The organism is Marivita sp. NO-S04 (genome assembly GCF_059070475.1).
Genome location: NZ_CM180980.1, coordinates 2,717,765 through 2,739,030 on the forward strand (window position 1 = coordinate 2,717,765; position 21,266 = coordinate 2,739,030).

The 21,266-nt window shown below is 58.5% G+C and carries 21 protein-coding genes and 1 other RNA gene; 9 read left to right on the plus strand and 13 right to left on the minus strand.

Annotated elements, in window-relative coordinates:
* Nucleotides 1–39: 39 nt before the first annotated feature.
* Nucleotides 40–801, minus strand: a complete 762-nt coding sequence (locus ACK3EW_RS13880; RefSeq protein WP_493806681.1) for an ABC transporter permease — start codon at nucleotides 799–801, stop codon at nucleotides 40–42.
* Entirely contained in the window at nucleotides 798–1,730 is a 933-nt protein-coding gene (locus ACK3EW_RS13885; protein WP_493806682.1) for an ABC transporter ATP-binding protein, read from the minus strand. Before ACK3EW_RS13885 ends, ACK3EW_RS13880 begins: the two co-directional genes overlap by 4 nt.
* A gap of 149 nt (nucleotides 1,731–1,879) precedes the next feature.
* On the opposite strand from ACK3EW_RS13885, the gene ACK3EW_RS13890 reads away from it, so the two are divergent.
* Nucleotides 1,880–2,860, plus strand: a complete 981-nt coding sequence (locus tag ACK3EW_RS13890; RefSeq protein ID WP_493806683.1) for a DMT family transporter — start codon at nucleotides 1,880–1,882, stop codon at nucleotides 2,858–2,860.
* A 48-nt stretch (nucleotides 2,861–2,908) separates the two neighbouring features.
* On the opposite strand, the gene hemE is transcribed toward ACK3EW_RS13890, so the two are convergent.
* Entirely contained in the window at nucleotides 2,909–3,943 is a 1,035-nt protein-coding gene (gene hemE / locus ACK3EW_RS13895) for a uroporphyrinogen decarboxylase (RefSeq protein ID WP_085628894.1), read from the minus strand.
* Between the two features lie 101 nt (nucleotides 3,944–4,044).
* Between hemE and hemC the strand changes: the two genes are divergently transcribed.
* A complete protein-coding gene (gene hemC / locus ACK3EW_RS13900; RefSeq protein WP_493806684.1) occupies nucleotides 4,045–5,007 on the plus strand; it encodes a hydroxymethylbilane synthase in 963 nt (320 codons plus the stop codon).
* 12 nt (nucleotides 5,008–5,019) lie between these two features.
* On the opposite strand, the gene ACK3EW_RS13905 is transcribed toward hemC, so the two are convergent.
* Genes ACK3EW_RS13905 through nudC form a run of 3 tightly spaced genes read right to left on the minus strand, consistent with a single transcriptional unit; the run spans nucleotide 5,020 to nucleotide 7,300 of the window.
* Nucleotides 5,020–5,826, minus strand: coding sequence for a DUF4198 domain-containing protein (locus ACK3EW_RS13905; protein WP_493806685.1), 807 nt, complete (start codon nucleotides 5,824–5,826; stop codon nucleotides 5,020–5,022).
* Complete coding sequence (locus tag ACK3EW_RS13910; protein ID WP_493806686.1) at nucleotides 5,823–6,290, minus strand: SRPBCC family protein; 468 nt, start codon at nucleotides 6,288–6,290, stop codon at nucleotides 5,823–5,825. Before ACK3EW_RS13910 ends, ACK3EW_RS13905 begins: the two co-directional genes overlap by 4 nt.
* 41 nt (nucleotides 6,291–6,331) lie before the next feature.
* On the minus strand, nucleotides 6,332–7,300 hold the full coding sequence (gene nudC, locus ACK3EW_RS13915; RefSeq protein ID WP_493806687.1) for an NAD(+) diphosphatase: 969 nt from the start codon (nucleotides 7,298–7,300) through the stop codon (nucleotides 6,332–6,334).
* 125 nt (nucleotides 7,301–7,425) lie between these two features.
* Between nudC and ffs the strand changes: the two genes are divergently transcribed.
* Nucleotides 7,426–7,524, plus strand: an RNA gene (gene ffs / locus ACK3EW_RS13920) — signal recognition particle sRNA small type.
* 183 nt (nucleotides 7,525–7,707) lie between these two features.
* Nucleotides 7,708–8,715, plus strand: coding sequence for an LLM class flavin-dependent oxidoreductase (locus ACK3EW_RS13925; protein WP_493806688.1), 1,008 nt, complete (start codon nucleotides 7,708–7,710; stop codon nucleotides 8,713–8,715).
* A 45-nt stretch (nucleotides 8,716–8,760) separates the two neighbouring features.
* Here ACK3EW_RS13925 and ACK3EW_RS13930 read toward each other — a convergent pair whose 3' ends face one another.
* Nucleotides 8,761–9,558 carry a carbohydrate ABC transporter permease gene (locus ACK3EW_RS13930; protein WP_493806689.1) on the minus strand — a complete coding sequence of 266 codons (798 nt, stop codon included), beginning with the start codon at nucleotides 9,556–9,558 and terminating at the stop codon, nucleotides 8,761–8,763.
* Nucleotides 9,555–10,415 carry a carbohydrate ABC transporter permease gene (locus ACK3EW_RS13935; RefSeq protein WP_493806690.1) on the minus strand — a complete coding sequence of 287 codons (861 nt, stop codon included), beginning with the start codon at nucleotides 10,413–10,415 and terminating at the stop codon, nucleotides 9,555–9,557. The genes ACK3EW_RS13930 and ACK3EW_RS13935 overlap by 4 nt, the downstream gene beginning before the upstream one ends.
* Before the next feature lie 294 nt (nucleotides 10,416–10,709).
* Here ACK3EW_RS13935 and ACK3EW_RS13940 point away from each other — a divergent pair, with 294 nt between their 5' ends.
* Nucleotides 10,710–13,220 carry a cation:proton antiporter gene (locus tag ACK3EW_RS13940; protein ID WP_493806691.1) on the plus strand — a complete coding sequence of 837 codons (2,511 nt, stop codon included), beginning with the start codon at nucleotides 10,710–10,712 and terminating at the stop codon, nucleotides 13,218–13,220.
* Between the two features lie 29 nt (nucleotides 13,221–13,249).
* On the opposite strand, the gene ACK3EW_RS13945 is transcribed toward ACK3EW_RS13940, so the two are convergent.
* The 3 genes from ACK3EW_RS13945 to ACK3EW_RS13955 all read right to left on the minus strand — a co-directional run bounded on the left by ACK3EW_RS13945 (nucleotide 13,250) and on the right by ACK3EW_RS13955 (nucleotide 15,449).
* The gene (locus ACK3EW_RS13945; RefSeq protein ID WP_439119372.1) at nucleotides 13,250–13,759 is read right to left on the minus strand and encodes a protein-tyrosine phosphatase family protein; all 510 of its coding nucleotides are present in this window, start codon (nucleotides 13,757–13,759) and stop codon (nucleotides 13,250–13,252) included.
* Nucleotide 13,760: 1 nt separating this feature from the next.
* Nucleotides 13,761–14,594 carry a KPN_02809 family neutral zinc metallopeptidase gene (ypfJ, locus tag ACK3EW_RS13950; RefSeq protein WP_493806692.1) on the minus strand — a complete coding sequence of 278 codons (834 nt, stop codon included), beginning with the start codon at nucleotides 14,592–14,594 and terminating at the stop codon, nucleotides 13,761–13,763.
* 63 nt (nucleotides 14,595–14,657) lie between these two features.
* Nucleotides 14,658–15,449 carry an inositol monophosphatase family protein gene (locus ACK3EW_RS13955; protein WP_439119401.1) on the minus strand — a complete coding sequence of 264 codons (792 nt, stop codon included), beginning with the start codon at nucleotides 15,447–15,449 and terminating at the stop codon, nucleotides 14,658–14,660.
* A 179-nt stretch (nucleotides 15,450–15,628) separates the two neighbouring features.
* Here ACK3EW_RS13955 and ACK3EW_RS13960 point away from each other — a divergent pair, with 179 nt between their 5' ends.
* A complete protein-coding gene (locus tag ACK3EW_RS13960) occupies nucleotides 15,629–16,075 on the plus strand; it encodes a YHS domain-containing (seleno)protein (protein WP_493806693.1) in 447 nt (148 codons plus the stop codon).
* Between the two features lie 36 nt (nucleotides 16,076–16,111).
* On the opposite strand, the gene ACK3EW_RS13965 is transcribed toward ACK3EW_RS13960, so the two are convergent.
* Entirely contained in the window at nucleotides 16,112–17,131 is a 1,020-nt protein-coding gene (locus ACK3EW_RS13965; RefSeq protein ID WP_493806694.1) for an SIR2 family protein, read from the minus strand.
* Between the two features lie 7 nt (nucleotides 17,132–17,138).
* Nucleotides 17,139–18,044, minus strand: coding sequence for an FAD-dependent thymidylate synthase (gene thyX / locus ACK3EW_RS13970; RefSeq protein ID WP_493806695.1), 906 nt, complete (start codon nucleotides 18,042–18,044; stop codon nucleotides 17,139–17,141).
* A 214-nt stretch (nucleotides 18,045–18,258) separates the two neighbouring features.
* Here thyX and ACK3EW_RS13975 point away from each other — a divergent pair, with 214 nt between their 5' ends.
* From ACK3EW_RS13975 to ACK3EW_RS13985, 3 genes are all read left to right on the plus strand, one after another.
* Nucleotides 18,259–19,401, plus strand: a complete 1,143-nt coding sequence (locus tag ACK3EW_RS13975; RefSeq protein ID WP_493806696.1) for a hypothetical protein — start codon at nucleotides 18,259–18,261, stop codon at nucleotides 19,399–19,401.
* Nucleotides 19,401–20,765, plus strand: coding sequence for a hypothetical protein (locus tag ACK3EW_RS13980; RefSeq protein WP_493806697.1), 1,365 nt, complete (start codon nucleotides 19,401–19,403; stop codon nucleotides 20,763–20,765). The genes ACK3EW_RS13975 and ACK3EW_RS13980 overlap by 1 nt, the downstream gene beginning before the upstream one ends.
* A 69-nt stretch (nucleotides 20,766–20,834) precedes the next feature.
* Nucleotides 20,835–21,263 (plus strand): VOC family protein, encoded by a 429-nt coding sequence (locus ACK3EW_RS13985; RefSeq protein ID WP_085628877.1) that lies wholly within the window; start codon nucleotides 20,835–20,837, stop codon nucleotides 21,261–21,263.
* The last annotated feature ends 3 nt before the right edge of the window (nucleotides 21,264–21,266 follow it).

The following is a 21,266-nucleotide window of genomic DNA, read 5'->3' on the forward strand; positions in this document are numbered from 1 at the left end:
GGCTTGGGCCGAGACTGCGGCCCCGGCCCGCCTGCCCGTTTATTGCCGGATGCGCCAGCCTGTCTTGAAGATCCACCAGATGATCGCAAGGCACAGCGTCGTAAAGCCACCAATCGCCAGCAAGCTTAGCCCGATGGGCACATCGGCCAGCCCGAAGAACGACCAGCGGAACCCCGACACGAGGTATACCACCGGGTTGAAGAACGAGATCGTCTGCCAGACCGGTGGCAACATCGAGATCGAATAAAATGATCCCCCAAGGAACACCAAAGGCGTTACGATCAAGAGCGGGATCAACTGCAACTGTTCGAAGTTCCCAGCCCAGATACCGATGATGAATCCGAAAAGCGCGAAACTCAGACAGGTGAGCACCATGAAAGCCAGCATCGCAATAGGGTGCTGGATCGTCAGGTCTACAAACAGCGCCGAGGTGCCAAGGATCACGATCCCGATGAACAGCGCCTTTGTCGCCGCGGCGCCGACATAGCCCAAGACGATCTCAAGGAAGTTGATCGGCGCAGACAACAACTCGTAGATCGTGCCGATGAATTTCGGGAAATAGATGCCGAAAGAGGCGTTGGAAATTGCCTGCGTCATCACCGACAACATGATCAACCCCGGAACGATGAAGGCACCATAAGACACGCCTTCGACTTGGTCGATACGGCTGCCGATGGCGGCTCCGAACACGACAAAATACAGCGAGGTTGAAATCACCGGAGAGACAAAGCTCTGCAACAGAGTGCGAAAAAACCGCGACGTCTCGAAGACATAGATCGCGCGGATCGCCTGCCAGCTCATGCCGCATCCTCCTGTTTCGAGACCAGTCCGACGAAAATATCCTCAAGCGAGTTTTGCCGGGTCTGCAGGTCGCGCAGCACCAGTCCAGCGTCGCTGATCTCTCGGATCAGAGTTGCGATCCCGGTTCGGTCCTGTGCGGTGTCGTAGGTGTAAACCAACACGTGCCCGCCTTCTTCGATCTGCAAACCGCGCTCCACGAGCGCCGCAGGCAACGCCGTTACCGGTTCATGCAATTCGATCCGCAGTTCTTTCTGCCCCAAGCGGGTCATCAGCGCTGTCTTTTCCTCGACCAGCAGAATCTCTCCCTCGTTGATGACACCGATCCTGTCGGCAATCGCCTCGGCTTCTTCGATGTAATGGGTCGTGAGGATGATCGTCACACCGGCCTCTTTCAGCCCTGCCACGATGTCCCACATATCCCGGCGCAATTCGACATCGACCCCGGCAGTCGGCTCATCCAGAAACAGCACACGCGGATCGTGCGCCAACGCCTTGGCGATCAGAACCCGTCGTTTCATGCCGCCCGACAGTTCCATGATCCGATTGTCGCGCTTGTCCCAAAGTGAGAGCTGCCGCAAGACACGTTCCAACAGCGCATCATCCTTCGGTTTACCGAACAACCCGCGCGAAAAGCGCACCGTGTTGATCACCCGCTCGAACGGTTCGAGATTGATTTCCTGCGGCACCAATCCTACCAAAGACCGCGCGCCGCGATAGTCGGTCACAACATCATGCCCGCCCACGGTAATCGTGCCTGACGTGGGCTGGGTGATCCCGCAGATCGTGGAGATCAGAGTTGTCTTGCCCGCCCCATTCGGTCCAAGCAGCGCAAGGATTTCGCCCTCGTGAATATCGAGTGATGCGCCCTTGAGCGCTTCGAACCCACCAGCATAGGCTTTTCGGACATTGGTGATCTGAACCATTGGCATTGTGGGGGTCCTCCTGTTCAATCGGACAGAGCGCATACCTAATACGACCCATCGCAGACGCAATGGCGAAAGACGTGCGCCAGAACGCAAGCCGTGTGCATGTCGTTTTCAGAAGTGACCTACGCCGCGGAACGGCCTAAGCCATTCCCATGACCTCCCAATCCGACTCGAATATCGCGCGTGGCATCACGCTTGTCTGCATCGGTGTCTTTGCCATCTCGATCAATGACATGCTGATCAAAACATTGTCGGGCGGCTATCCTTTGCATCAGATTGTGTTCACCCGTACCGCCATCGGGATCATTCTGTCCTTCGTGATGCTGCATCTTGAAGGTGGTCTGTCGCTGTTGCGGACAAACAGACCCGGTCTGCACATCTTGCGCGGGCTTACGTTGGTCGCCGCCAACATGACCTTCTTTGCGTCGCTTGCGGTTCTGCCACTCGGGCTGACCACGGCGCTGTTCTTTGTCGGACCGCTTTTTATCACGCTGTTCAGCTTTCTCTTCCTGGGGGAAAAAGTCGGACCGCTGCGGCTCGGCGCGATTGTCTTCGGTTTCATGGGCGTGGTGGTTATGCAGGAACCCTGGGGCGAAGGATCGGTCTATGGCCCACCCTGGCTTTTTGCGCTGCCTGTGATCGCGGCCTCACTATACGCGGCAATGGCAGTGATGACACGCGCACTGGGGGTCAAAAGCACGGCAGCCGCGCTGACAATCTACAATCAGCTGATGTTCCTTGTGGTCTCGACCCTGTTTTTTCTGGTCGTCGGTCAGGGGCAAGCTGATCCCGGCCCCGACGCGCCCAGCCTGCATTTTCTACTCAGGGCATGGACATGGCCAACCGATCAAGATTGGCCGCTATTCATCCTGACGGGTGTCTGCAACGGCATCATCGCCTATTGCATCACTGCTGCCTACCGCATGGCCCCTTCGGCCAGCATCGCACCGTTCGAGTATATCGGCCTGCCGCTGGCGATCTTCTGGGGCTGGCTGTTCTTTGCAGAATGGCCCACCCCCGCGATCTGGGCGGGCTGCGCCATGATCCTTGGCGCAGGCCTGTTCGTATTCCTGCGCGAGCGTCAAAAGGGCAAAGTGATCGTGCCCAAGCGCACTGGAAGCCACACGCGCTGACACCTCCGGTGCCGGAGGTGCGAAAACCCGTTGTCGGGTTTTCGTGGCTTACGCGCCGCGCACCGTGTCGATCATCAGCTTGACGTTTTCGGGGTCCGCATCCGGCGTGATCCCGTGACCAAGGTTGAAGATATGCGGCCCGTTCTTGAGCGCATCCACCACCTTGCGGGTCTCATCTACCAAGTCCTGACCACCGGTCACCATGTGACGCGACGCCAAGTTGCCCTGTACACAGCCACCGGGCTGCACATGCTCGGCCACCCATTCGGGGCTCACACTGTCGTCAACGGCGACACAATCAGCCCCGGTTGCAGCATGGAAGCCAATGTAGTTGTCGCCCGCCTGTCGTGGGAACGCGATCACGGGGATACCGGGATGACGGCGCTTGATTTCTTCGGTGATGACCTTTGCAGGATATAGCGCATACCGCTGGAAATCCTCGCCCTTGAGAGACCCTGCCCAACTGTCGAAAATCTTGACCACTTCGGCCCCGGCATCGATCTGAGCTGACAGGTAATCGATGGTGCTTTCCGTCAGCCGTTCCAGAATCGCCTCGAACAGCGGACGGTTCTCTTCCTTTAGAGCATGGGCGGGCCCCTGATCCGGCGTGCCCTTGCCGGCGATCATGTAGGTGGCCACCGTCCACGGCGCGCCGGCAAACCCGATCAACGTGGTTTCTTCCGGCAATTCACGGCGCAGGATGCGCACGGTCTCGTAGACCGGGTTCAGCGTATCGTGGATCATCTCGCCTTTGCCCAGCTTGTCGAACTCGGCCTGCGTGGTGATCGTGGAGAGCCGTGGCCCTTCGCCCGTCACGAACCAAAGGTCCGCGCCCAGCGCCTGCGGCAAAAGCAGAATGTCGGCGAACAGGATGGCCGCATCAAAGCCGTAACGGCGGATGGGCTGCAAGGTCACCTCGGCGGCCAGCTCTGAATTATAGCACAAAGACAGAAAATCCCCGGCCTGCGCACGGGTCGCCTTGTATTCCGGCAGGTATCGTCCAGCCTGACGCATCATCCAGATCGGCGGGGTCGGAAGGGTTTCGCCCGCAAGGGCACGGAGGATGGTTTTTGTCTGGCTCATCAGGTCTTTCCTTGTCTATGCCCCTCGGATCAACCGTAGAAAAGCATATGTCAAGACAAGCATGGTTGTCAGGACAAGTTTACACGCATAAAGATCGATTCATGACGATTGACTTGCCCACACCCGACCAGCCCCTGAACATCGGCACCCGCGGTTCCCCGCTCGCTTTGGCTCAGGCTTATGAAACCCGCGAACGCCTGTCCAAGGCGTTTGGCCTGCCGTTCGAGGCGTTCAACATTGTGGTCATCAAGACCACAGGCGACGACCGCACTCTGATCGACGCGGACCGCCCTCTGAAAGAGATCGGCAACAAGGGTCTGTTCACCAAGGAAATCGAAGAGGCGATGCTCGAAGGCCGTATCGACATCGCTGTGCATTCGATGAAGGACATGCCCGTGGCACAGCCTGAGGGGTTGATGCTTGACTGCTACCTTCCCCGCGAAGACGTGCGCGATGCGTTCATATCACCGGATGTGACCCGCATTGCAGACCTGCCCTCTGGTGCCATCGTGGGCACCTCGTCCTTGCGGCGCCGCGCACAGCTCATGAACCGCCGCCCCGACCTCAACGTGGTCGAATTCCGCGGCAACCTGCAAACCCGCCTCAAGAAACTGCATGACGGCGTGGCCTCCTGCACCTTCCTCGCCATGGCGGGCCTGAACCGTCTCAAGATGGACGAAGTTCCCAAGACTGCCATCGAGACCACCGATATGTTGCCAGCCGTGGCGCAGGGTGCCATCGGCATCGAACGTCGCGTCGATGACACACGGGCCGCAGATATGCTGGCCGCGATCCACGACACGCCGACAGGTCAACGTCTGGCCGCCGAACGCGCTTTCCTCGCTGCACTTGACGGCTCGTGTGAAACGCCCATCGCTGGTCTGGCAGAACTCAACGGTGACACGCTTCGTCTGCGCGGCGAAGTGTTGCGGCCGGATGGGTCAGAGGCACATGCGGACGAAATCAGTGGTCCGATTGCAGACGGAGTGGCGATGGGCCAAGCTCTGGCTCGCACGTTGCTTGATCGCGCAGGCCCCGGCTTTTTCGACTGGCACGATAAGTAAGATCTGTGCCGGTCACTCCGGCACAGCAAAGGTCAGTGACGCCCAAAGGCTTTCCCATACAGGGTCTTTCTTTGCCTGCGTCTCAAGCGGTCGCAACACAACCGCATCGGCCAAGTAAGAATAGCCGGGCTGAACGGGCAAGGTGACACGCCCTTCCGCATCTGTACGGTGCAAAGTCACCTCGACCTTGCCCTCGGGCGGGCGGGCAAACAACTCGACCTGCGCATCGGCGCGCGGCGCACCATCATAAAATACGCGAATCGGCAACCCATCGGTCATGTCGTCGGTATAGGGATTGGCCTCTGCCACGATTTCCGTCACAAGTCCGACCTCGGCATCGGCACCCGCACCATCGCCCACCGCAATCAGGCTTTTGGCGTAACGGCTGTAGAGTTCGACGAATTCGCTTTCCGGCAAACCACGTGCGGCATGTTCAGCCAAGACACCTTCGAAATCCTTGTGCTCAACGAAATTCACGAATTTCTGCCATTCGCGATAGGTCAGCGTGTAGTCCCGTGTCTGGTGGATGATCACGCACAGCCCGTCTCGCGGCGCCGCAACATTCAGCGCTGGGCGATCCCCGGCCCGCCCCGGCACAGCCTCTAGCGTCCCGCCACATTGCATGTCGAAGCGCACGAAGTTTCGCTCCAAGTAGGATTGTTCCGCACCAGCAAAGGTTTCTCCGACGCGCAGCGTTGCGACAAGCGCGCCCTTCGATGGCACAACATAGTCCACCGGGTCGATCCAGAACTCGTGCGCAGTCGCGAGAACCGGCAGCAGTGAAAGCGCTATGGCGCCAATGAAAGTTCGACGGATCATGCGGTCTTGACCACCTTATTCTCGATGTCGCGGGCATATTGCGCCATGCGCGCCTTGAAACGTTTGTTGATGCTGGACCGTGCCAACTTGAACGATTGCACAAGCAACCTCGCCGAAAGCGTTTTCGGCATCATTTTGAACACGACGGACACGCGCGTGCGATTAGGCGACAATGGCACGAGTTCGATCACCGTACTTGTCTCAAGACCTCCCGAGACGCCGCCGAATTGAACCATGTTAGGTGCGTCATAAGCATCAAGTGTAACCTTTGCCTGACGCTCCTTACCGCGAAATTTGAACTTTGCATCCCAGCTGTCACCGATGTCAGGAGCTGATCCGCGAAACTGTCGACGTACGTCGATGCCGCGCCGCATCGCTTGCCGCTCGACATAGTCGAACGCAGTCAATTCAGCGAAAACAAGGTCAATCGGCGCTGCGACATCCTCTGTACCAGTTACTTGCATCGGCTCGCCCCTGCTTCGATACGTTTTCAATTAAACTTGCGTCATTCCAGCGTATCGGCAAGCCAGTGACGCAATAAAAAATGCGCGATCGCGCCTTTCCGTGCCGGCAACAACCCCTCTCGGAGGCCTGCCAACGCGTCCATCACCTCTTCGCGACTGACCCAAAGCGCGTCCTCGATCTCATTGGGATCAACCGTGATGTCTTCGCTGGTCGCGATCCCTTGGCACCCGAACATCAACGACGCTGGAAAGGGCCAAGGCTGGCTGGACAGATAGCGCACCTCGCCAACGCGCACTCCCGCCTCTTCCCAAACCTCGCGGCGCACGGCGGCTTCGATGGTCTCTCCTGGCTCCACGAACCCGGCAAGACAGGAATACATCCCTTCCGGCCATCCCGGAGACCGCCCCAGCAAAACCTTGTTGCCGCGTGTGATCAGCATGATCACGACGGGGTCCGTCCGAGGGAAGTGGCTGCCTCCACAGGATTGGCACACTCGCTGCCACCCCGCCTGCGTTACATCACTGGGCGCACCGCACCGGGCGCAAAACCCATGCGTTTCATGCCAGCCAAAGATTGCTTTCGCAGTGGCGGCCAATTCCGCATCGCGCGAACTCAGCGCCGTCATGATATTGCGCAGTTCGGCAAACCCATGATCGTCAGGCAGCGTGGGGTGGGTTTGCACGGACCTGTCGACAAATGCGCCGACATCGCTCAGGTCGGCATCGGGCGTCCACTCAGAGATATCATGGGCGAACCGCGCCGCGCCGTCTTCCCGCCCCAACAGAATCGGCGCACTGCGCGCTTCTTTCAAAACCGGATGCGTCAAAGGCAACCGCGCGAGACTGCACCCATTTTCTGACCGAACGACCAGAGGTTTGCCCTTCCACAACAAGATGGTTCGTGTGCTGACATCCTGCATGAGCGCAGCCAAAGCCGGGATATCGCTGCGCAATTCTGCCGCGCGATCCAGCCCTGAGCCGCCAAAAGTCACCTGTTCCGCGCTCTGCATCGCGTCTTACCCCGCTCATTCCGTCCATAGCGCTTGCCATGCGACAGCAAAAAGAACAATGCACCGGGCATCTTTTGCCAGCATGAGCGGGTTGCAATCCGCCGAGTCCTCGCCTATCTGAGCGTTGAGAGGTTGGCGCGGGCGAGCACCTCGCCAACCCGGTCAGGTCCGGAAGGAAGCAGCCGTAACGAGCCACGCTTGGGTCGTTGTCCAGCCTCTCACCTTACACCCCCTTAGATTTTGTTTGAGAACCGCGCCCTATCTCCTGTAAGTCTTTCGGCCCGGTTCTGAAGGACCACTTCGGTTTAGTGGAAACATCAAACGTGATGCGTATTTCGAACCTGCGGTCAAACTGCGCCTTGGTCTGAACGCTTGGGATGATTAGCTGTTGGGTATCGGAGGCACGCATGCAGAGATTCTCGCTACTCGACCTGTCACCCATCCCAGAGGGCAAAACGGCCGCGGATGCCTTATCCGCGACGGTCGATCTTGCCCGGGCGGCCGAGCGGTTCGGCTATCACCGTTACTGGTTGGCCGAGCATCACAACATGCCGGGTATCGCCAGTGCAGCCACCGCGCTGGTGATCGGGCATGTCGCTGCGGCGACCAATACGATGCGCATTGGTGCCGGAGGGATCATGTTGCCCAACCATGCACCACTTATTGTAGCCGAGCAGTTCGGAACCCTCGCGACACTTTATCCGGGTCGGATCGACCTTGGGCTGGGCCGTGCGCCGGGCAGCGACATGGCCACAGCCCGTGCACTGCGGCGGCATATGGCACCCGAAGACAGCTTCCCGCAGGATGTGCAGGAACTGATCGGCTATTTCGATGACACACCGGCAGACGCGTTGGTGCGTGCCATTCCCGGCAGCGGGACGCATGTTCCAGTCTGGATTCTCGGCTCAAGCCTCTACGGCGCGCAATTGGCTGCCTGGTTGGGTTTGCCTTATGCTTTTGCGTCACATTTTGCGCCAGCCATGCTGGCCCAAGCATTGTCGATCTATCGAAGCACCTTCCAACCATCAGAACAGCTCGACAAACCCTATGTGATGATGGCCGCCGGCGTTTGCGCGGCACCGACAGATGACGAAGCCGCCTTTCTGCGATCCTCACAGCTTTTGGCCTTTGCCCGGCTGCGCACCGGCAAACCGGGTAAGCTGCCGCATCCGACGCATGATCTCGAGGCAGAGATCCCGGCTCCGATCATGGCACAGGTGCAGCAGGCTCTGTCCTGTTCGGCAACAGGATCGGCAGCAACGGTCCGGACGCAGCTTCGGTCACTGATCGGCACGTTTCAGCCCGACGAGCTGATCGTCACCGGCATGATCCATGATCACGCAGCACGGGTGCGGTCATTCGAGATAGTTGCAAGCGTCCTTTCCGACTTGAAAGAGGATGCTGTCGCGGCTTGACGCAGGCTGTCAGTCCCATGGCGACCCGGCTTTCGCACGCGGCGCTCAAGTCCGTATGACAAAACCGCGCGCGATGTGGTTGCGGACAAACCAGATCATTGCCAAACCGGGGATCAGCGACACCACGGTCATCGCCATAACCAGACCGATATCGGTCTGAAACCCATATAAAGCGTTGATCGCCATGGTGATCGGCTTCCCGGATGTCACCGTCAAGATCCGCGCAAGTACGACCTCGACCCACGAAAAGATGAAGCAAAAAAACACCGTCACACCGATCCCCGGGGCGATCGCCGGGATCAAACGGCGAAAGAAAAAGCTCGGGGTCGAATGCCCATCGATGAAACAGGTCTCATCGTATTCGCGCGGCACGGCCGAGATGAAACTTTCGAGTATCCAGATCGCAATCGGCAGATTGAAGGCGCAATGGACCAAAGCAATGCCGACAGGGTTATTGATCAGCCCAAAATGCGCAAACAGGAAAAAGACCGGAAGCGACAGCACCACGGGCGGTGTCAGCCGGAACGCCAGCAGGGCAAATAGCATGTGCCGGTCACCGGTGAACCTGTAGCGTGCAAAGGCATAGGCAGCAGGTAATCCGGCAGCAAGGCACAGCACGATGTTCAGCGCCACATAGGTCAGCGAATTACCAATCGATGCACGCAGATCGGGGCGTTTGAAAACCTCGATGAAGTTCAGCAGTGTCAAACTGCCGGTCTCGTACCCGTCCCGAGGCAGCGTCAGCGTCACACTCAGAAGAACGGTCTGCGCAAAGGGCAGCAGAATGAACATCGCGAGCAGGGAAAAGACCACGATCCGAAGCGTGACATCACGAATGCTCATCGAACGCGCTCCGACGACCTGATGCGCACAAAGACCCATGCAACGGTGAGCACGATCAGAACACTCAGCATCGCACGCGCAGCGGCACGGCCATAGGTGAAGCTGCCGATATCTGCCGCCAATTCCAGCGAAAGGAAGCTTGTAGCATCCTGCGGACCACCAGCGTTGATCGAGAACGCCTCGGTGTAAATCATGAAACTATCGACAAATCGCAGTAGGATCACGATGGAAAGCGCGCCGCTGATGCGCGGCAACTCGATATGGCGAAAAACGGCAAAGCGCGAGGCCCCGTCAATGGCTGCAGCTTGCCGATAAGGCTCGGGAATGGCGGACAGCCCGGCGTAGGACAGGATCACGACAAGCCCGATCCAATGCCATGTGTCGGCAAGTACGATCAATAGCCACGTATGCAGGGCGGTGAACTTGTAGTCGAAGGTGATTCCAAGCGCCGTCATGGTTTTCCCGGCCAGCCCGATCTCGGGGTTGATCAATGTCAGCCACATTCCTGCGATCATGTTCCATGGCACGACCAGCGGCAAAGCCACCAGCATCAGCACGGGCACTGCAAAACGGTGCATTTTGAGCAAGAGCAACGCCAACCAAATGCCAAGCGGCACCTGCACACCCAAAGCGATGGCCGAAAACAACGCGCTTCGCCCGAAACTCGCCCAGAAAGACGGATCGCGAATGATCTCGGCATACCATTCGAGACCAATCCAATAGGCATCGTTCACGGTGAATACGTCGTGAAACGAATAGTTCAGCACCGCCATAAGTGGGATCACGGCGACAAAACCCATGAGCGCCAAAGACGGCAGCAACAGCCACCACGCACGATTGGAGTATGGATTGTTCATGCTTCTCCCGGGCTGAAGGCGCGTCCTCAGCCAGATGCAGCAAGTCGCGAGGGGGCCGGGTTGTCAAGACACGAGGACGATGGTCTTTGGTCTGCTCGTTGCGCATCATGAGTTCAGGGGCCCATCCGATTTCCAAGGATAAGACGGCGGAGCAGGTGCGCAAATCAACACACGGCAACTCTGCCTGTTTTTTTGCACAGTTATTCCCAATCCAACTGGGCAAACCCGCACCGAGCTACACAGACCCGCACGTTTTTGAAGTGCAGTTGTCGGGCGATTTGATATCTCGTGAAGATGGACATCGTTCTCATCACGACCGTTATTGCATCCCTGTTCATTGTCATCGGTCTGGCAGAACCGTTGGCCGAACGTCTGCGTTTGCCCTACAGCGTGATCCTGGCGGTGATCGGCATCCTGATCGGCATGGGTGCGATTTTCTTTCTGCGCACCGACCTGACCGACGCGCTCAACCCCGTGGCCGAAGCCATCCTTGGCCTTCCGATCCGGTCTAACGTCTTTCTCTACGTGTTCCTGCCAACACTGCTGTTTCAGGCCACTTTGGGCATGAATCTGCGCCGCATGCTGGATGATTGGGTTCCGATTCTCGTTCTTGCGGTGGTTGCGGTCGTCGTGGCGACCCTGAGCGTCGGTTACGCCTTGTTCTGGGCAAGTGCACTGCCGCTTGCGGCTTGCCTTCTGATTGGTTCGATCGTGTCGACAACCGACCCCTCGGCTGTTGTATCGATTTTCCGCTCGATCTCAGCACCGCGCCGTTTGGCCCGAATCATCGAGGGCGAAAGCCTGCTTAACGACGCCGCCGCAATCGCACTTTTCGGCCTCTTCATGGGTTTCGTGATGCTGGGTGTGCCCGATCCGAAGCTTGGTGATGCGATTGCGCAGTTCCCGGTTCTGATCCTTGGTGGCGCGCTGTCGGGATGGTTCGCAGCCCGGGTGGCGCTGTGGATCATGGGAAATATCGGTCGCCATGAACTTGCCCAGCTTTCGATCTCGGTTGCGCTCCCGTATCTGGCCTATATCGGCTCGGAGCAATTGGTCGGTGCATCGGGTGTGGTTGCAGTGGTCACGGCCGGGCTGACCCTCAATCTGGTGGGTCCCGGACGTCTTCAACCTCAGGCGTGGGCAAAGCTGCGCGAGCTGTGGGATATTCTGGCGCATTGGGCCGGGGCGCTGATCTTTATCCTCGCGGCACTGCTCATTCCACGCCTGCTTGAAGAGGTGCGTCTTGGGGATTTTGCACTCGTCGGCGTGGTGATCCTCGCAGCCATCGCGGCCCGTGTCGTCATTCTATTCGGCCTGCTGCCGCTGCTGACAGCACTGCGATTGTCGCCGCCGGTCGAACGCCCCTACCGCGTGGCGATCCTTTGGGGTGGATTGCGCGGCGCAGTCACTCTGGCACTGGCGCTCGCCGTCACCGAAAGCTTCCGCGTGCCAGATGGGATTCAGCGCGTGGTCGGCATTCTTGCCACCGGATTCACCTTATTCACCCTCATAGCTCAGGGCACCAGTCTGCGCTGGATCATTGGGCGACTGGGGTTGGACCGTCTGTCTCCGATCGACGATGCCCTATCACGGCAGGTGGTCGCCGTTGCCTTGCAGACGGTGCGCGAGGATGTGTCCCGGACAACAGAGAATTACGAACTCAGCCACGACATCGTCCGGTCCGAAGCCAAACGCTTTGGCGAACGGCTGGACGATGCCGTGAAAACCGCCGAGGACAATGCCGACATACTGGATCGCGACAGGATTACGCTGGGCCTCATCGCCCTTGCCGGTCATGAACGAGACACCATTCTTGCCCGGATGCGGGAACGTACGATCTCGGCGCGTATGGCGGAACAGGTGCTGTCAGATGCCGAACGCCTCATTGAAGGGGCACGGTCGGATGGCCGCAGCGGCTACAATCGCGCTGCCCGTCAAAGCCTCTCATACGGTCGCGCTTTCCGCATCTCGAACCTGTTGCACACTTGGCTGAGCTTGTCGGCCCCACTGGCGCGAATCACGGCAGACCGGTTTGAATTACTGCTGTCTCAACGTCTCGTTCTTCGGGATCTGGGCACCTTCATTGACGGTCGCATCCGGCGGATTCATGGACGTCGAGTCGCCGTCCTGCTCCACGAGTTGCTGACCCGTCGGATTGACGCTGTTGAAACCGCTCTTGAGGGGCTGCGCCTGCAATATCCCGGCTATGCCGAAGAACTGGAACGGCGGTTCATCCGTCGCACAGCACTTCGCCTGGAGGAACGCGAATACGCCACCATGCGAGAAGACGGGCTGATTGGTGCAGAAGTCTACACCAAGCTCATGGAAGACCTTGTGGCACGGCGTAGTGCGGTCGACGATCGCCCCCAGCTTGACATCGCTTTGCAGCGCATCGAACTGCTGCGCCAGTTCCCGCTGTTTTCAACGCTCGACACACCAGACCTGAAACGCCTGAGCCGGGTGCTTAGAACCCGCAATGTAGACGCGGGCGACATCTTTCTTCGCAAGGACGGTATTGCGAAAAGCGTTTATTTCATTGGCTCTGGCGCGGTGGAAATGGAGACCGCAGGGCAATCTTGGCGCTTGGGCCGGGGCGACATGTTCGGCCAACTTGCCATCCTGATGAAAAAGGCGCGCAAGACCGAAGTTCGGGCAATCGCGCCGACAACCGTGCTTGAACTCGGCGAAGACCGGTTCCGCCGCCTGCTGCGCCGCAATCCCGCTTTGAAGGACACCGTCCGGGAAAGCGCCGAAAAGCGCGGGATCGCGTCCGAAGACGTCTTCGACGAAATTGACGCTGCGTGATCCACCCCAAGCTATAGCGCACGCACCCGTCAATCTTCGTGGCGCAGAAACACAGCCGGAGCACGTTTAGCGGCTCGCGCCCATGCCATCTGTTCCGGCGTCTCGATCGCACAGGCGCGGACAGCACGCAGCCGATCAAGCGCATCATCCGGAGCCTCGCCCAATTCGACCATCAGGCGCAACGCCACCATGCCTGACCGCCCGCATCCGCCGCGGCAATGCACCAGGATGCGCCCACCGCCAGTGAGCGCGCGCCGTGCGTTGGCGCTGACCTCGGGCCAGGCCTCTTCAAACGTGTCATCCGGGACGCCGAAATCAGTGATCGGCAGATGTTCCCAACGGCAACCAGCATCGACCAGATCGTGCCACAGCCCGGCTGCGCCCGCCGCCACCAGTTCAACCTCACTCACCAACGAAATGACGATGGCCGGCTTCCATTCGATCAGGTGCTGTACATCGCCCGCATAATCGCCCTCGGCCCCCGGGATGGGCGAAATGGCAAGGATTCCCTGACCGACGGACAATGCGTAGACGATCATCTCAAAGCCTTTGCGCCCGGAACGTATCGCAACTGCGGATGTCGCCACTCTGGTAACCGGTGGCGAACCAACGGGATCTCTGTTCGGACGTGCCATGCGTGAATGTATGCGGCTGCGGCACGCGGCCCGCGCGTTCCTGCAAGTGATCGTCCCCGATCATCCGCGCCGCGTTCAACGCCTCTTCCAGATCACCGGGTTCAAGCAAACCATCGACTGATCGCGCCCAAACGCCTGATAGGCAATCCGCCTGCAACTCCAGCCGCACTGTCAGTGCATTGGCCTGCGTCTCACCCACCACCTGACGGCGTTCATTGACTTGCCCCAAGATGCCCAACTCGTTTTGGACATGATGCGCCACCTCATGGGCTATCACGTAGGCCGCTGCAAAATCTCCGCGGGCGCCCAGTTGCCGGGACAGGGTCGCAAAGAACGCGGTGTCAAGATAGGCCTTTTCATCCGCCGGGCAGTAAAAGGGCCCGGTGGCCCCACTGGCATTGCCGCAGGGCGAGGCTGTCACCCCTGAACAAAGCACCAGAACCGGCGGCTCATAGGGTCGCCCTACCTGCGCCGGAAAGATGTCGCTCCACACTGTTTCTGTTGTGGCCAGTACCCGCGACGTGAACTCTGCCGCGCGCTCTTCTTCAGCGCTCAGTTCTCTGGAGGCAGGGGCGGGTTGGGTCGCCTGTTGCAACAGAGGCGTGACGTCTATTCCCGCGAAATAGCCGATGGCGAGGACCACCAAAAGGCCGACCCCACCAATTCCGGCCCGACCGCCCCCACCACTGCGGCGACGATCTTCGATATTGCGGCTGCCGCGAACTCCTTTCAGGCGCATATGATCCCCCAATCACATTTTGGGGGTATGATACACAAGCCGTCGAGGCAGGGTAGCCCTTCGTCAGTCAGTGGTGCGGATCACCTTGGCCAAGGCCGAGAAAATCTGGTTGTTGGCGCATAAAACTGCGCCGTCTTCCAAGGGCACCTGCCCAGGGCGCACACCTTCGACCAACGCGCCGGCTTCCGACGCAATCAAAAGACCCGCCGCAAGATCGGCAACCGCGCCTTCGCGTTGCCAAAACCCGTCAAACCGACCGGCAGCCACATAGGCCAGATCCAAGGCCGAAGATCCCGAGGCACGCATGCCCGAACATTCCGGCATCACGCGCGCCAGATCCTTGAGCGTTGCCGGCAAGGTTCGCTTCACGCTGAACGGCACCGCATGACCCAGCACTGCTTCGACCAGCTTGGTCCGGCTCGAAACCCGAACGCGCTTGTTGTCGTTTAGCCAAGCACCCTGCCCTTTTTCGGCATAGAACATTTCGTCTTTGGCTGGATCGAACACCACCGCCGACACGATCTGTCCTTTGTGCTCCAGCGCAATCGACACTGAAAAATGAGGCTGCCCGTGCAGGTAATTCGCGCGCCCCTCAAGCGGGTTCACGATCCAGCGGCGTGTTGGGTCTTCACCTTCGGTCTCGCCCTCCGGAGTGAGATACCCATAGGTGCCACGGGCGCCTGTCAGGTCATCGCGCAACAAAGCCCCTGCCGCCGCCGCCGCACGGGCGACAAACTCACCGGCATTCGCGGCCGAGGTCTGAAGGTTCTCGACCTCGCGGAAGTCCTTGTTAAGCGACCGACCCGCCTTGCGGGCGGCTTTGATCATGATGTTGAGATTGGCGCTGCCCTGCATCATGGGCCTCCGGCTGTTCGGGATCAGACCGGGCGTATAAGCGGGACATCGGCCAATGCCAAGGGGGCGCGGGGTAATGACGGCATTTCACGACCCTGCGAGTTGTGTATCAATCTCCTTCTTTCCGTGGCGTTACCCCCCAACTCTGACGCAGACTTGTTGAAAAAGGATGAACGCCCATGCACCGCCGCACATTTTCCGCCATTGCCCTCGCCACACCCGCACTTTTGCTCGCCCGCCCCGCGTTCGCCCGCGAACCAGAGATTTATCAAGAAGCTGGCATCGCCATCGACGGCTCTGACCCCGTTGGCTATTTCACCACAAACGGCCCGGTGCCGGGCGGCGAGGTGACCGCTCAATACAAAGGTGCCACCTGGCGATTTGCCGACCAAGCCTCCGCCGACGCCTTCGCAGCCAACCCCACCGCTTACGCGCCCGCGTTCGGAGGCTACTGCGCCTTCGCCGCCTCCCGCGGCTACCTCGCCCCGACAACCCCCGAAGCCTGGACAATCTACGAGGACCGCCTCTACCTCAACGCCAACCTCCGCGCCCGCGAATTGTGGCTACAGGACGTGCCGGGTAACATCGCCAAGGGTGAGGCCAACTGGCCCGGGATTTTGGGGTAAAATATAGACGGGTGCGTAGTTCCACGCATCCGGCTTTCAACTACTCCATATATGCTCGTACGACCAATTGTTAAAATCTAAAATATTATCTCTCCAAAAGCAGACCTTTTTTGCCCTCCCAATCCTCTTTTCCCAGAAACTGAATCTCTCATTCTTTCCAACTTCAGTCTCGTACTCGACATGCTTTCGCTCTACAATTTGCACATCCTTATCAGAAAAATGGCGTTCAATAAGTCCGTTTAAGTGTACGTCAGCCCCACTATACCCAAAAAGAATAAGACACTCGACCTCACTCATCGCCTCTTCCAGTCTTGCCCAATACCCTTTAAGTATTGGCGATGCAGCGATAACACTCATTTTATGTTTGACGTGCGTGAGAACCAAGTGGAGGGAAGCATGTCCTTCCAATTGCTTTATCGAGCTAAGAGAACCTTTGTTGAGAGAACCATCAATACCTGTGTAGTAAAGTGGGCTACCGTGCAGGTGTAAGTAAAATGACTGCCGGCTCTTGGCTCGACGGTCTAAATTACTGGTATCGAATTGTCGCGAAAATCCATCGATCAGGCAATCGTAGCCATTGAAGACTTTTGTTCCGACAAAAGACCGATACAACAACTCATCATAGTTGAGCGTGGCAACGTGGCTTTTGCTGTCATAAATCCAATCAACAAGAGGAGTTACAAAGTCTTGCGGCAGCACATGAGGAAGTTGATGAAAATGACTTGCTGCACAGTGGACAAAGCTTCTTATCGCATAAGGAAATTGCCGTCCGTGATCCGTTAGCCATCGCTCACCATCAGGGTTCTCATTCTTTGCAATTTCGTCGCACGCAGCGAGTACTCGCTGAAGTTTGTCAAGTTGCTCCTCGCTTCTTGGCGGCTCTGACAAAGAACTCTCAATAACGTCTTCTGGCAAACACTGCTTAATAAGTTGGCGCTGAGTATCAGACAAAACTGAATTGTTGACCCAGGCTGCGCTTAGTGCGGCCTCAAGGTTATAGTCTTCGTTGGAGATCGCTCGACCGAGCCCATTTCCAAAGATCACTAACTTCCGCATGTCACAATTACTTCAACAGCCCCTCAAACTCCCGCCATTCCCCCTTGGACATGCCGGAGTTTTCCTGCGTCACGGTCTCGCCCTTGAGCATCCGCCGCACGCAGTCCAGCGCGGTCGAGGACAGCGTCGCGCCCCCCATGCGGTAGTCCTCGAAGGCGCGGTAGGCGAAGGGAACCCAGTCGGCGACAACTTTGCAAATCTCTTCGGCGTAAACCCTTATTTCATACTGCGCATGCGAATCTGCCCGGAGTCGGAGGAAATGGAGCAGGTTGTGCAGATCGACCTTCCAGTACCATTGCGTGTAGATGTTCGCGGGCAGGTTCATCCGGGCCAATTCGCGGGCCAATCCCTGCTGACCGTCCTGGCTGATCATCTCTTCGTAGTGATCATAGCAGCGCATCGCATCCTCGCGCAGGTAACGCAGCACGCGATCGGCTTCTTCGCCCTCCAACGCTTCGCCGCGCCCTTGGTTGTTGATCACCGACTGCGCGTTCAGGTGGTCAGGCGCAGGGATGTAGAACTCCCGATCCAGAATCGAATACCGCGCGGAATATTCGTTGACGTTGGCGGTGCGGTGCCTGATCCACTGCCGCGCAACGAACACCGGCAATTTGACGTGCAGCTTGATCTCGCACATCTCGAAAGGGGTCGAATGCCAGTGCCGCATCAGATACCGGATCAGCCCCTCGTCGTTTTGTACGGATTTCGTGCCCTTGCCGTAGGATACGCGCGCCGCCTGACAGATCGCGGCGTCGTCGCCCATGTAATCCACCACACGGATGAACCCGTGATCCAACACCGGATAGGCAGTATAAAGATGCCCCTCCATGCCCTCGCTGACGGCGCGCAGCGTCTGCTGCGGCGCGCTGCGCTGTTCGGTAATTTCGGCTTCTTGTTCCGGCGACAGGGGCATGGCGAATCCTTTCCCACTAGGATGAGTCGGCTTCGACTATATCTCGGGGGTATGCCCGTAGGAACCACCAAGGATGGTATCTTGCAGCAAGGCCGCAGTCAGGGCCTTTTTCACATGCCAAGTGGTGCTTTGCGTTGACTTTCACCCCCGCCTGCCGGATTTTCTTCACCGAGTGGTCGCGAAGAGGACCAGAACAATCTGGGGCAGTACACCAATGACGCGCATTCTCCTTCTCATCCTCTGTCTGGGTTTCGTGGCCGCCTGCGAAAGCGGCGGTGGTGACGTTCTGCAAAGCCCCGGCACCGGCGACGGTACGGGTGGTGGCACCGATGGCGACGGCACAACCGACGAAACCCCGATCGAAAGCACTCGTGGCACGCCTGAATTGCCGCCCGGCACCACTGACCCAACACCGAATTCACAGATCGTTCGCCGTGAAGAGCAGGACGAGGAATCTGGTGGCGGCTACGCAACAAACATTCGCTACCTGAACGATGAAGGTCAGGATGAATTTTTCGTCGACAACATCGCGTTCGATGGCAACAACATTTACACCCGTGGCGACCCCGTAACGGGTGTTGCACAGTTAGGGTCATTCGCCGTTTACGAAGGCGCGGAAACCACCGAAGATCCTGTCACCGGTACGACACTGCGCACCTTCACCTATCGCGCGATTTACGGGAGCAGCATCAACGGCGAAACCGAATTCGCCATTGTGAGGTCGGGATCGTATGTCGATTTCGGCTTTGGCGGATTTGTCTATCAGCGCAACGGTTTTGACGATGACGGCAACGCAGTCACGCTCGTTCTTCCTGAAGACGGCGATGCCCGCTACACAGGTGATTACGCTGGCATCCGTGTTTTCTCTGGGCGTGGTGGGCTTGAATATGTCGATGGCGACGCCGAAATGTTCATCGATTTCAAAGACTTTAACGACGGCAATCGCGGTGTCGCACTCTTTGTGAACAACCGCCGCCTCTATGACATCAACGGAACAGAAGTCACCGGCGAATACATTGACGCGCTAGCACGCGGTGATGAGTCAGAGGACGGCACAACAACCCGGTCACTGGTTACGGATACAGATGCCGACGGTAACCCGGTTCTGCCGCGTATCCGGCCTGTCATTTCTCCGGATGATGCCGATGCGAATGGCGAAGTCGCCGGCGAAGTGTTTGAAATCGCGGAATTCGACAATGGTGAAGTGTCCGAAAGCGGCGAAGGCACGTACTACGCCATTATATCTGGCGAGGGTGCGGGCGAAGTCGTCGGCGTTCTGGTAATGACGGGCAACGATCCACGCTTTGCGGGCGGCACCTACCAGGAAACCGGTGGGTTCATCGTCTACCGCCAGTGATGCCACTTTGGCGCCGTAAGATCGGCCTTGCTCTGGGCGCACTCGCCTTCGCTGCGGCTCAAGCCTCGGCGCAGGCGGTTTTAACGCCCGGACAGATGCGCGATCTCGCCGGGCAAGCAGTTCTACAGGGGCAAGCTGGGCTGGCTTTTGACCTTACAGGTGCCTTGATCGCGCGGGACGACACTGATCTTGACGCTCATTTGATCCGATCTCGCGCAGCCCGCAATCTTGGGCGCAATGACGACGCTCTGACCCATGCGCGCCGTTCCTGGTCGTTGGCTGACGGCGAAGAGGCGCGCTATGCAGCTGCACTTGCTATGGCGCAGGCGCTTTCGTCCTCCGGTCGGCGCACAGCCGCACAGCTCTGGCTGCGCCGAGCAATACAGATCGCACCTGACGAGGCACACAAGGCGCGTGCGACCGAGGATTTCCGCTATGTGCGCCGCCAGAATCCATGGTCGACCGCGCTGCGGTTCTCGGTCACGCCCAGTTCCAACATCAATAATGGCAGCCGGAACGAAACCTCTGAGCTTTTCGGTCTCCCTTTCGAATTTGCATTGGAAGGCGAAGCGCGTGCCTTGTCTGGCGTCGAGATCTCGGGCGGCTTGAGCACTCGCTACCGGATCATTGACAGCGCGCGCAAACGCACGGACCTGCTTTTCGGAGCCTCCCATCGGACTTATGTGCTGTCGGACGAGGCCAAAGAACTTGCGCCCGACGCCGACGGCGCAGATTTCGCGACTAGCTCCGTATTTTTGGGGGTACAAGAGGATTACGCGTTACCCGGCGGCCGCGCACGCCTTGGTTGGGACGCCCGGCTGGGTCGCACGTGGTATGGCGGCGACCCGCTTTTGACCTACACCCGGATTGGCGGGAATTATCGCCGCGCAACCGCAAACAACGGAATGTTGAGCCTGTCGGTCAACCACGAAGGCCAAGCCGGCGAAGGCAACCGAGAGGACGCTACGATCTGGAGCGCCCATCTTGGCTACGGTCTGTCCTTGGCAAGCGGGAACACAATTTCTGTGTCTACCAGCTTTGTGAGATCCGAAAGCGATGCAGATTTTCTGGATTACACCCAGCGCGCGGTTTCGGCGCGGTACGGTTTGGGCTCGCCCATTGGCCCGGCGCAGTTGGACTTCGGTCTGACGCTTTCGGAAAAACGACATGACCGGTCAAGCCTGACGACCAACGGGCGCGACGAACGCAGCATAGAAGCCCGTGTGACAGCCGCTTTCCCCGAGATGGATTTCTACGGTTTCATTCCGACCGTCACGCTGAATGCAGAACGCACGCACGCAAATATCGACCTTTACGAGACCGAGAACTTTGGCATTCAGGTGGGCATCCGGTCTGCGTTCTAAGACTGCTTTCCCACTCGACATCCGATTGAATTGGCCTAGCCTCTCTGGGAACCAACTCAAGAGGACATTATGCCCCTTCGCTACCTGCACACCATGGTCCGCGTGAAAGACCTAGACGCTTCAATGAAATTCTATGGATTGCTCGGCCTGAAAGAGACCAGGCGCACGGACAATGAAAAGGGCCGCTTCACGCTGATCTTCATGGCACCCGAAGGGCAGGAAGAATGCCCAGTCGAACTGACCTATAACTGGGACGGGGATGACGGGTTGCCGTCCGACAGCCGGCATTTTGGACACCTCGCCTACCGCGTCGACAATATTTACGAGACATGCCAGCATCTTATGGACAATGGCGTCACGATCAATCGTCCGCCGCGCGACGGGCATATGGCCTTTGTCCGGTCTCCTGACAATATTTCGATCGAATTGCTGCAATTGGGTGACGCGCTGCCGCCGCAAGAGCCTTGGGCCAGCATGGAAAACACGGGTCACTGGTAATGT

What these genes read in the sequence shown, in the direction of transcription:
- ACK3EW_RS13880 (WP_493806681.1), bottom strand. Translation starts at nt 801, where the DNA reads ATGAGCTGGCAGGCGATCCGCGCGATCTATGTCTTCGAGACGTCGCGG.
- ACK3EW_RS13885 (WP_493806682.1), bottom strand. Translation starts at nt 1,730, where the DNA reads ATGCCAATGGTTCAGATCACCAATGTCCGAAAAGCCTATGCTGGTGGG.
- ACK3EW_RS13890 (WP_493806683.1), top strand. Translation starts at nt 1,880, where the DNA reads ATGACCTCCCAATCCGACTCGAATATCGCGCGTGGCATCACGCTTGTC.
- hemE (WP_085628894.1), bottom strand. Translation starts at nt 3,943, where the DNA reads ATGAGCCAGACAAAAACCATCCTCCGTGCCCTTGCGGGCGAAACCCTT.
- hemC (WP_493806684.1), top strand. Translation starts at nt 4,045, where the DNA reads ATGACGATTGACTTGCCCACACCCGACCAGCCCCTGAACATCGGCACC.
- ACK3EW_RS13905 (WP_493806685.1), bottom strand. Translation starts at nt 5,826, where the DNA reads ATGATCCGTCGAACTTTCATTGGCGCCATAGCGCTTTCACTGCTGCCG.
- ACK3EW_RS13910 (WP_493806686.1), bottom strand. Translation starts at nt 6,290, where the DNA reads ATGCAAGTAACTGGTACAGAGGATGTCGCAGCGCCGATTGACCTTGTT.
- nudC (WP_493806687.1), bottom strand. Translation starts at nt 7,300, where the DNA reads ATGCAGAGCGCGGAACAGGTGACTTTTGGCGGCTCAGGGCTGGATCGC.
- ACK3EW_RS13925 (WP_493806688.1), top strand. Translation starts at nt 7,708, where the DNA reads ATGCAGAGATTCTCGCTACTCGACCTGTCACCCATCCCAGAGGGCAAA.
- ACK3EW_RS13930 (WP_493806689.1), bottom strand. Translation starts at nt 9,558, where the DNA reads ATGAGCATTCGTGATGTCACGCTTCGGATCGTGGTCTTTTCCCTGCTC.
- ACK3EW_RS13935 (WP_493806690.1), bottom strand. Translation starts at nt 10,415, where the DNA reads ATGAACAATCCATACTCCAATCGTGCGTGGTGGCTGTTGCTGCCGTCT.
- ACK3EW_RS13940 (WP_493806691.1), top strand. Translation starts at nt 10,710, where the DNA reads ATGGACATCGTTCTCATCACGACCGTTATTGCATCCCTGTTCATTGTC.
- ACK3EW_RS13945 (WP_439119372.1), bottom strand. Translation starts at nt 13,759, where the DNA reads ATGATCGTCTACGCATTGTCCGTCGGTCAGGGAATCCTTGCCATTTCG.
- ypfJ (WP_493806692.1), bottom strand. Translation starts at nt 14,594, where the DNA reads ATGCGCCTGAAAGGAGTTCGCGGCAGCCGCAATATCGAAGATCGTCGC.
- ACK3EW_RS13955 (WP_439119401.1), bottom strand. Translation starts at nt 15,449, where the DNA reads ATGCAGGGCAGCGCCAATCTCAACATCATGATCAAAGCCGCCCGCAAG.
- ACK3EW_RS13960 (WP_493806693.1), top strand. Translation starts at nt 15,629, where the DNA reads ATGCACCGCCGCACATTTTCCGCCATTGCCCTCGCCACACCCGCACTT.
- ACK3EW_RS13965 (WP_493806694.1), bottom strand. Translation starts at nt 17,131, where the DNA reads ATGCGGAAGTTAGTGATCTTTGGAAATGGGCTCGGTCGAGCGATCTCC.
- thyX (WP_493806695.1), bottom strand. Translation starts at nt 18,044, where the DNA reads ATGCCCCTGTCGCCGGAACAAGAAGCCGAAATTACCGAACAGCGCAGC.
- ACK3EW_RS13975 (WP_493806696.1), top strand. Translation starts at nt 18,259, where the DNA reads ATGACGCGCATTCTCCTTCTCATCCTCTGTCTGGGTTTCGTGGCCGCC.
- ACK3EW_RS13980 (WP_493806697.1), top strand. Translation starts at nt 19,401, where the DNA reads ATGCCACTTTGGCGCCGTAAGATCGGCCTTGCTCTGGGCGCACTCGCC.
- ACK3EW_RS13985 (WP_085628877.1), top strand. Translation starts at nt 20,835, where the DNA reads ATGCCCCTTCGCTACCTGCACACCATGGTCCGCGTGAAAGACCTAGAC.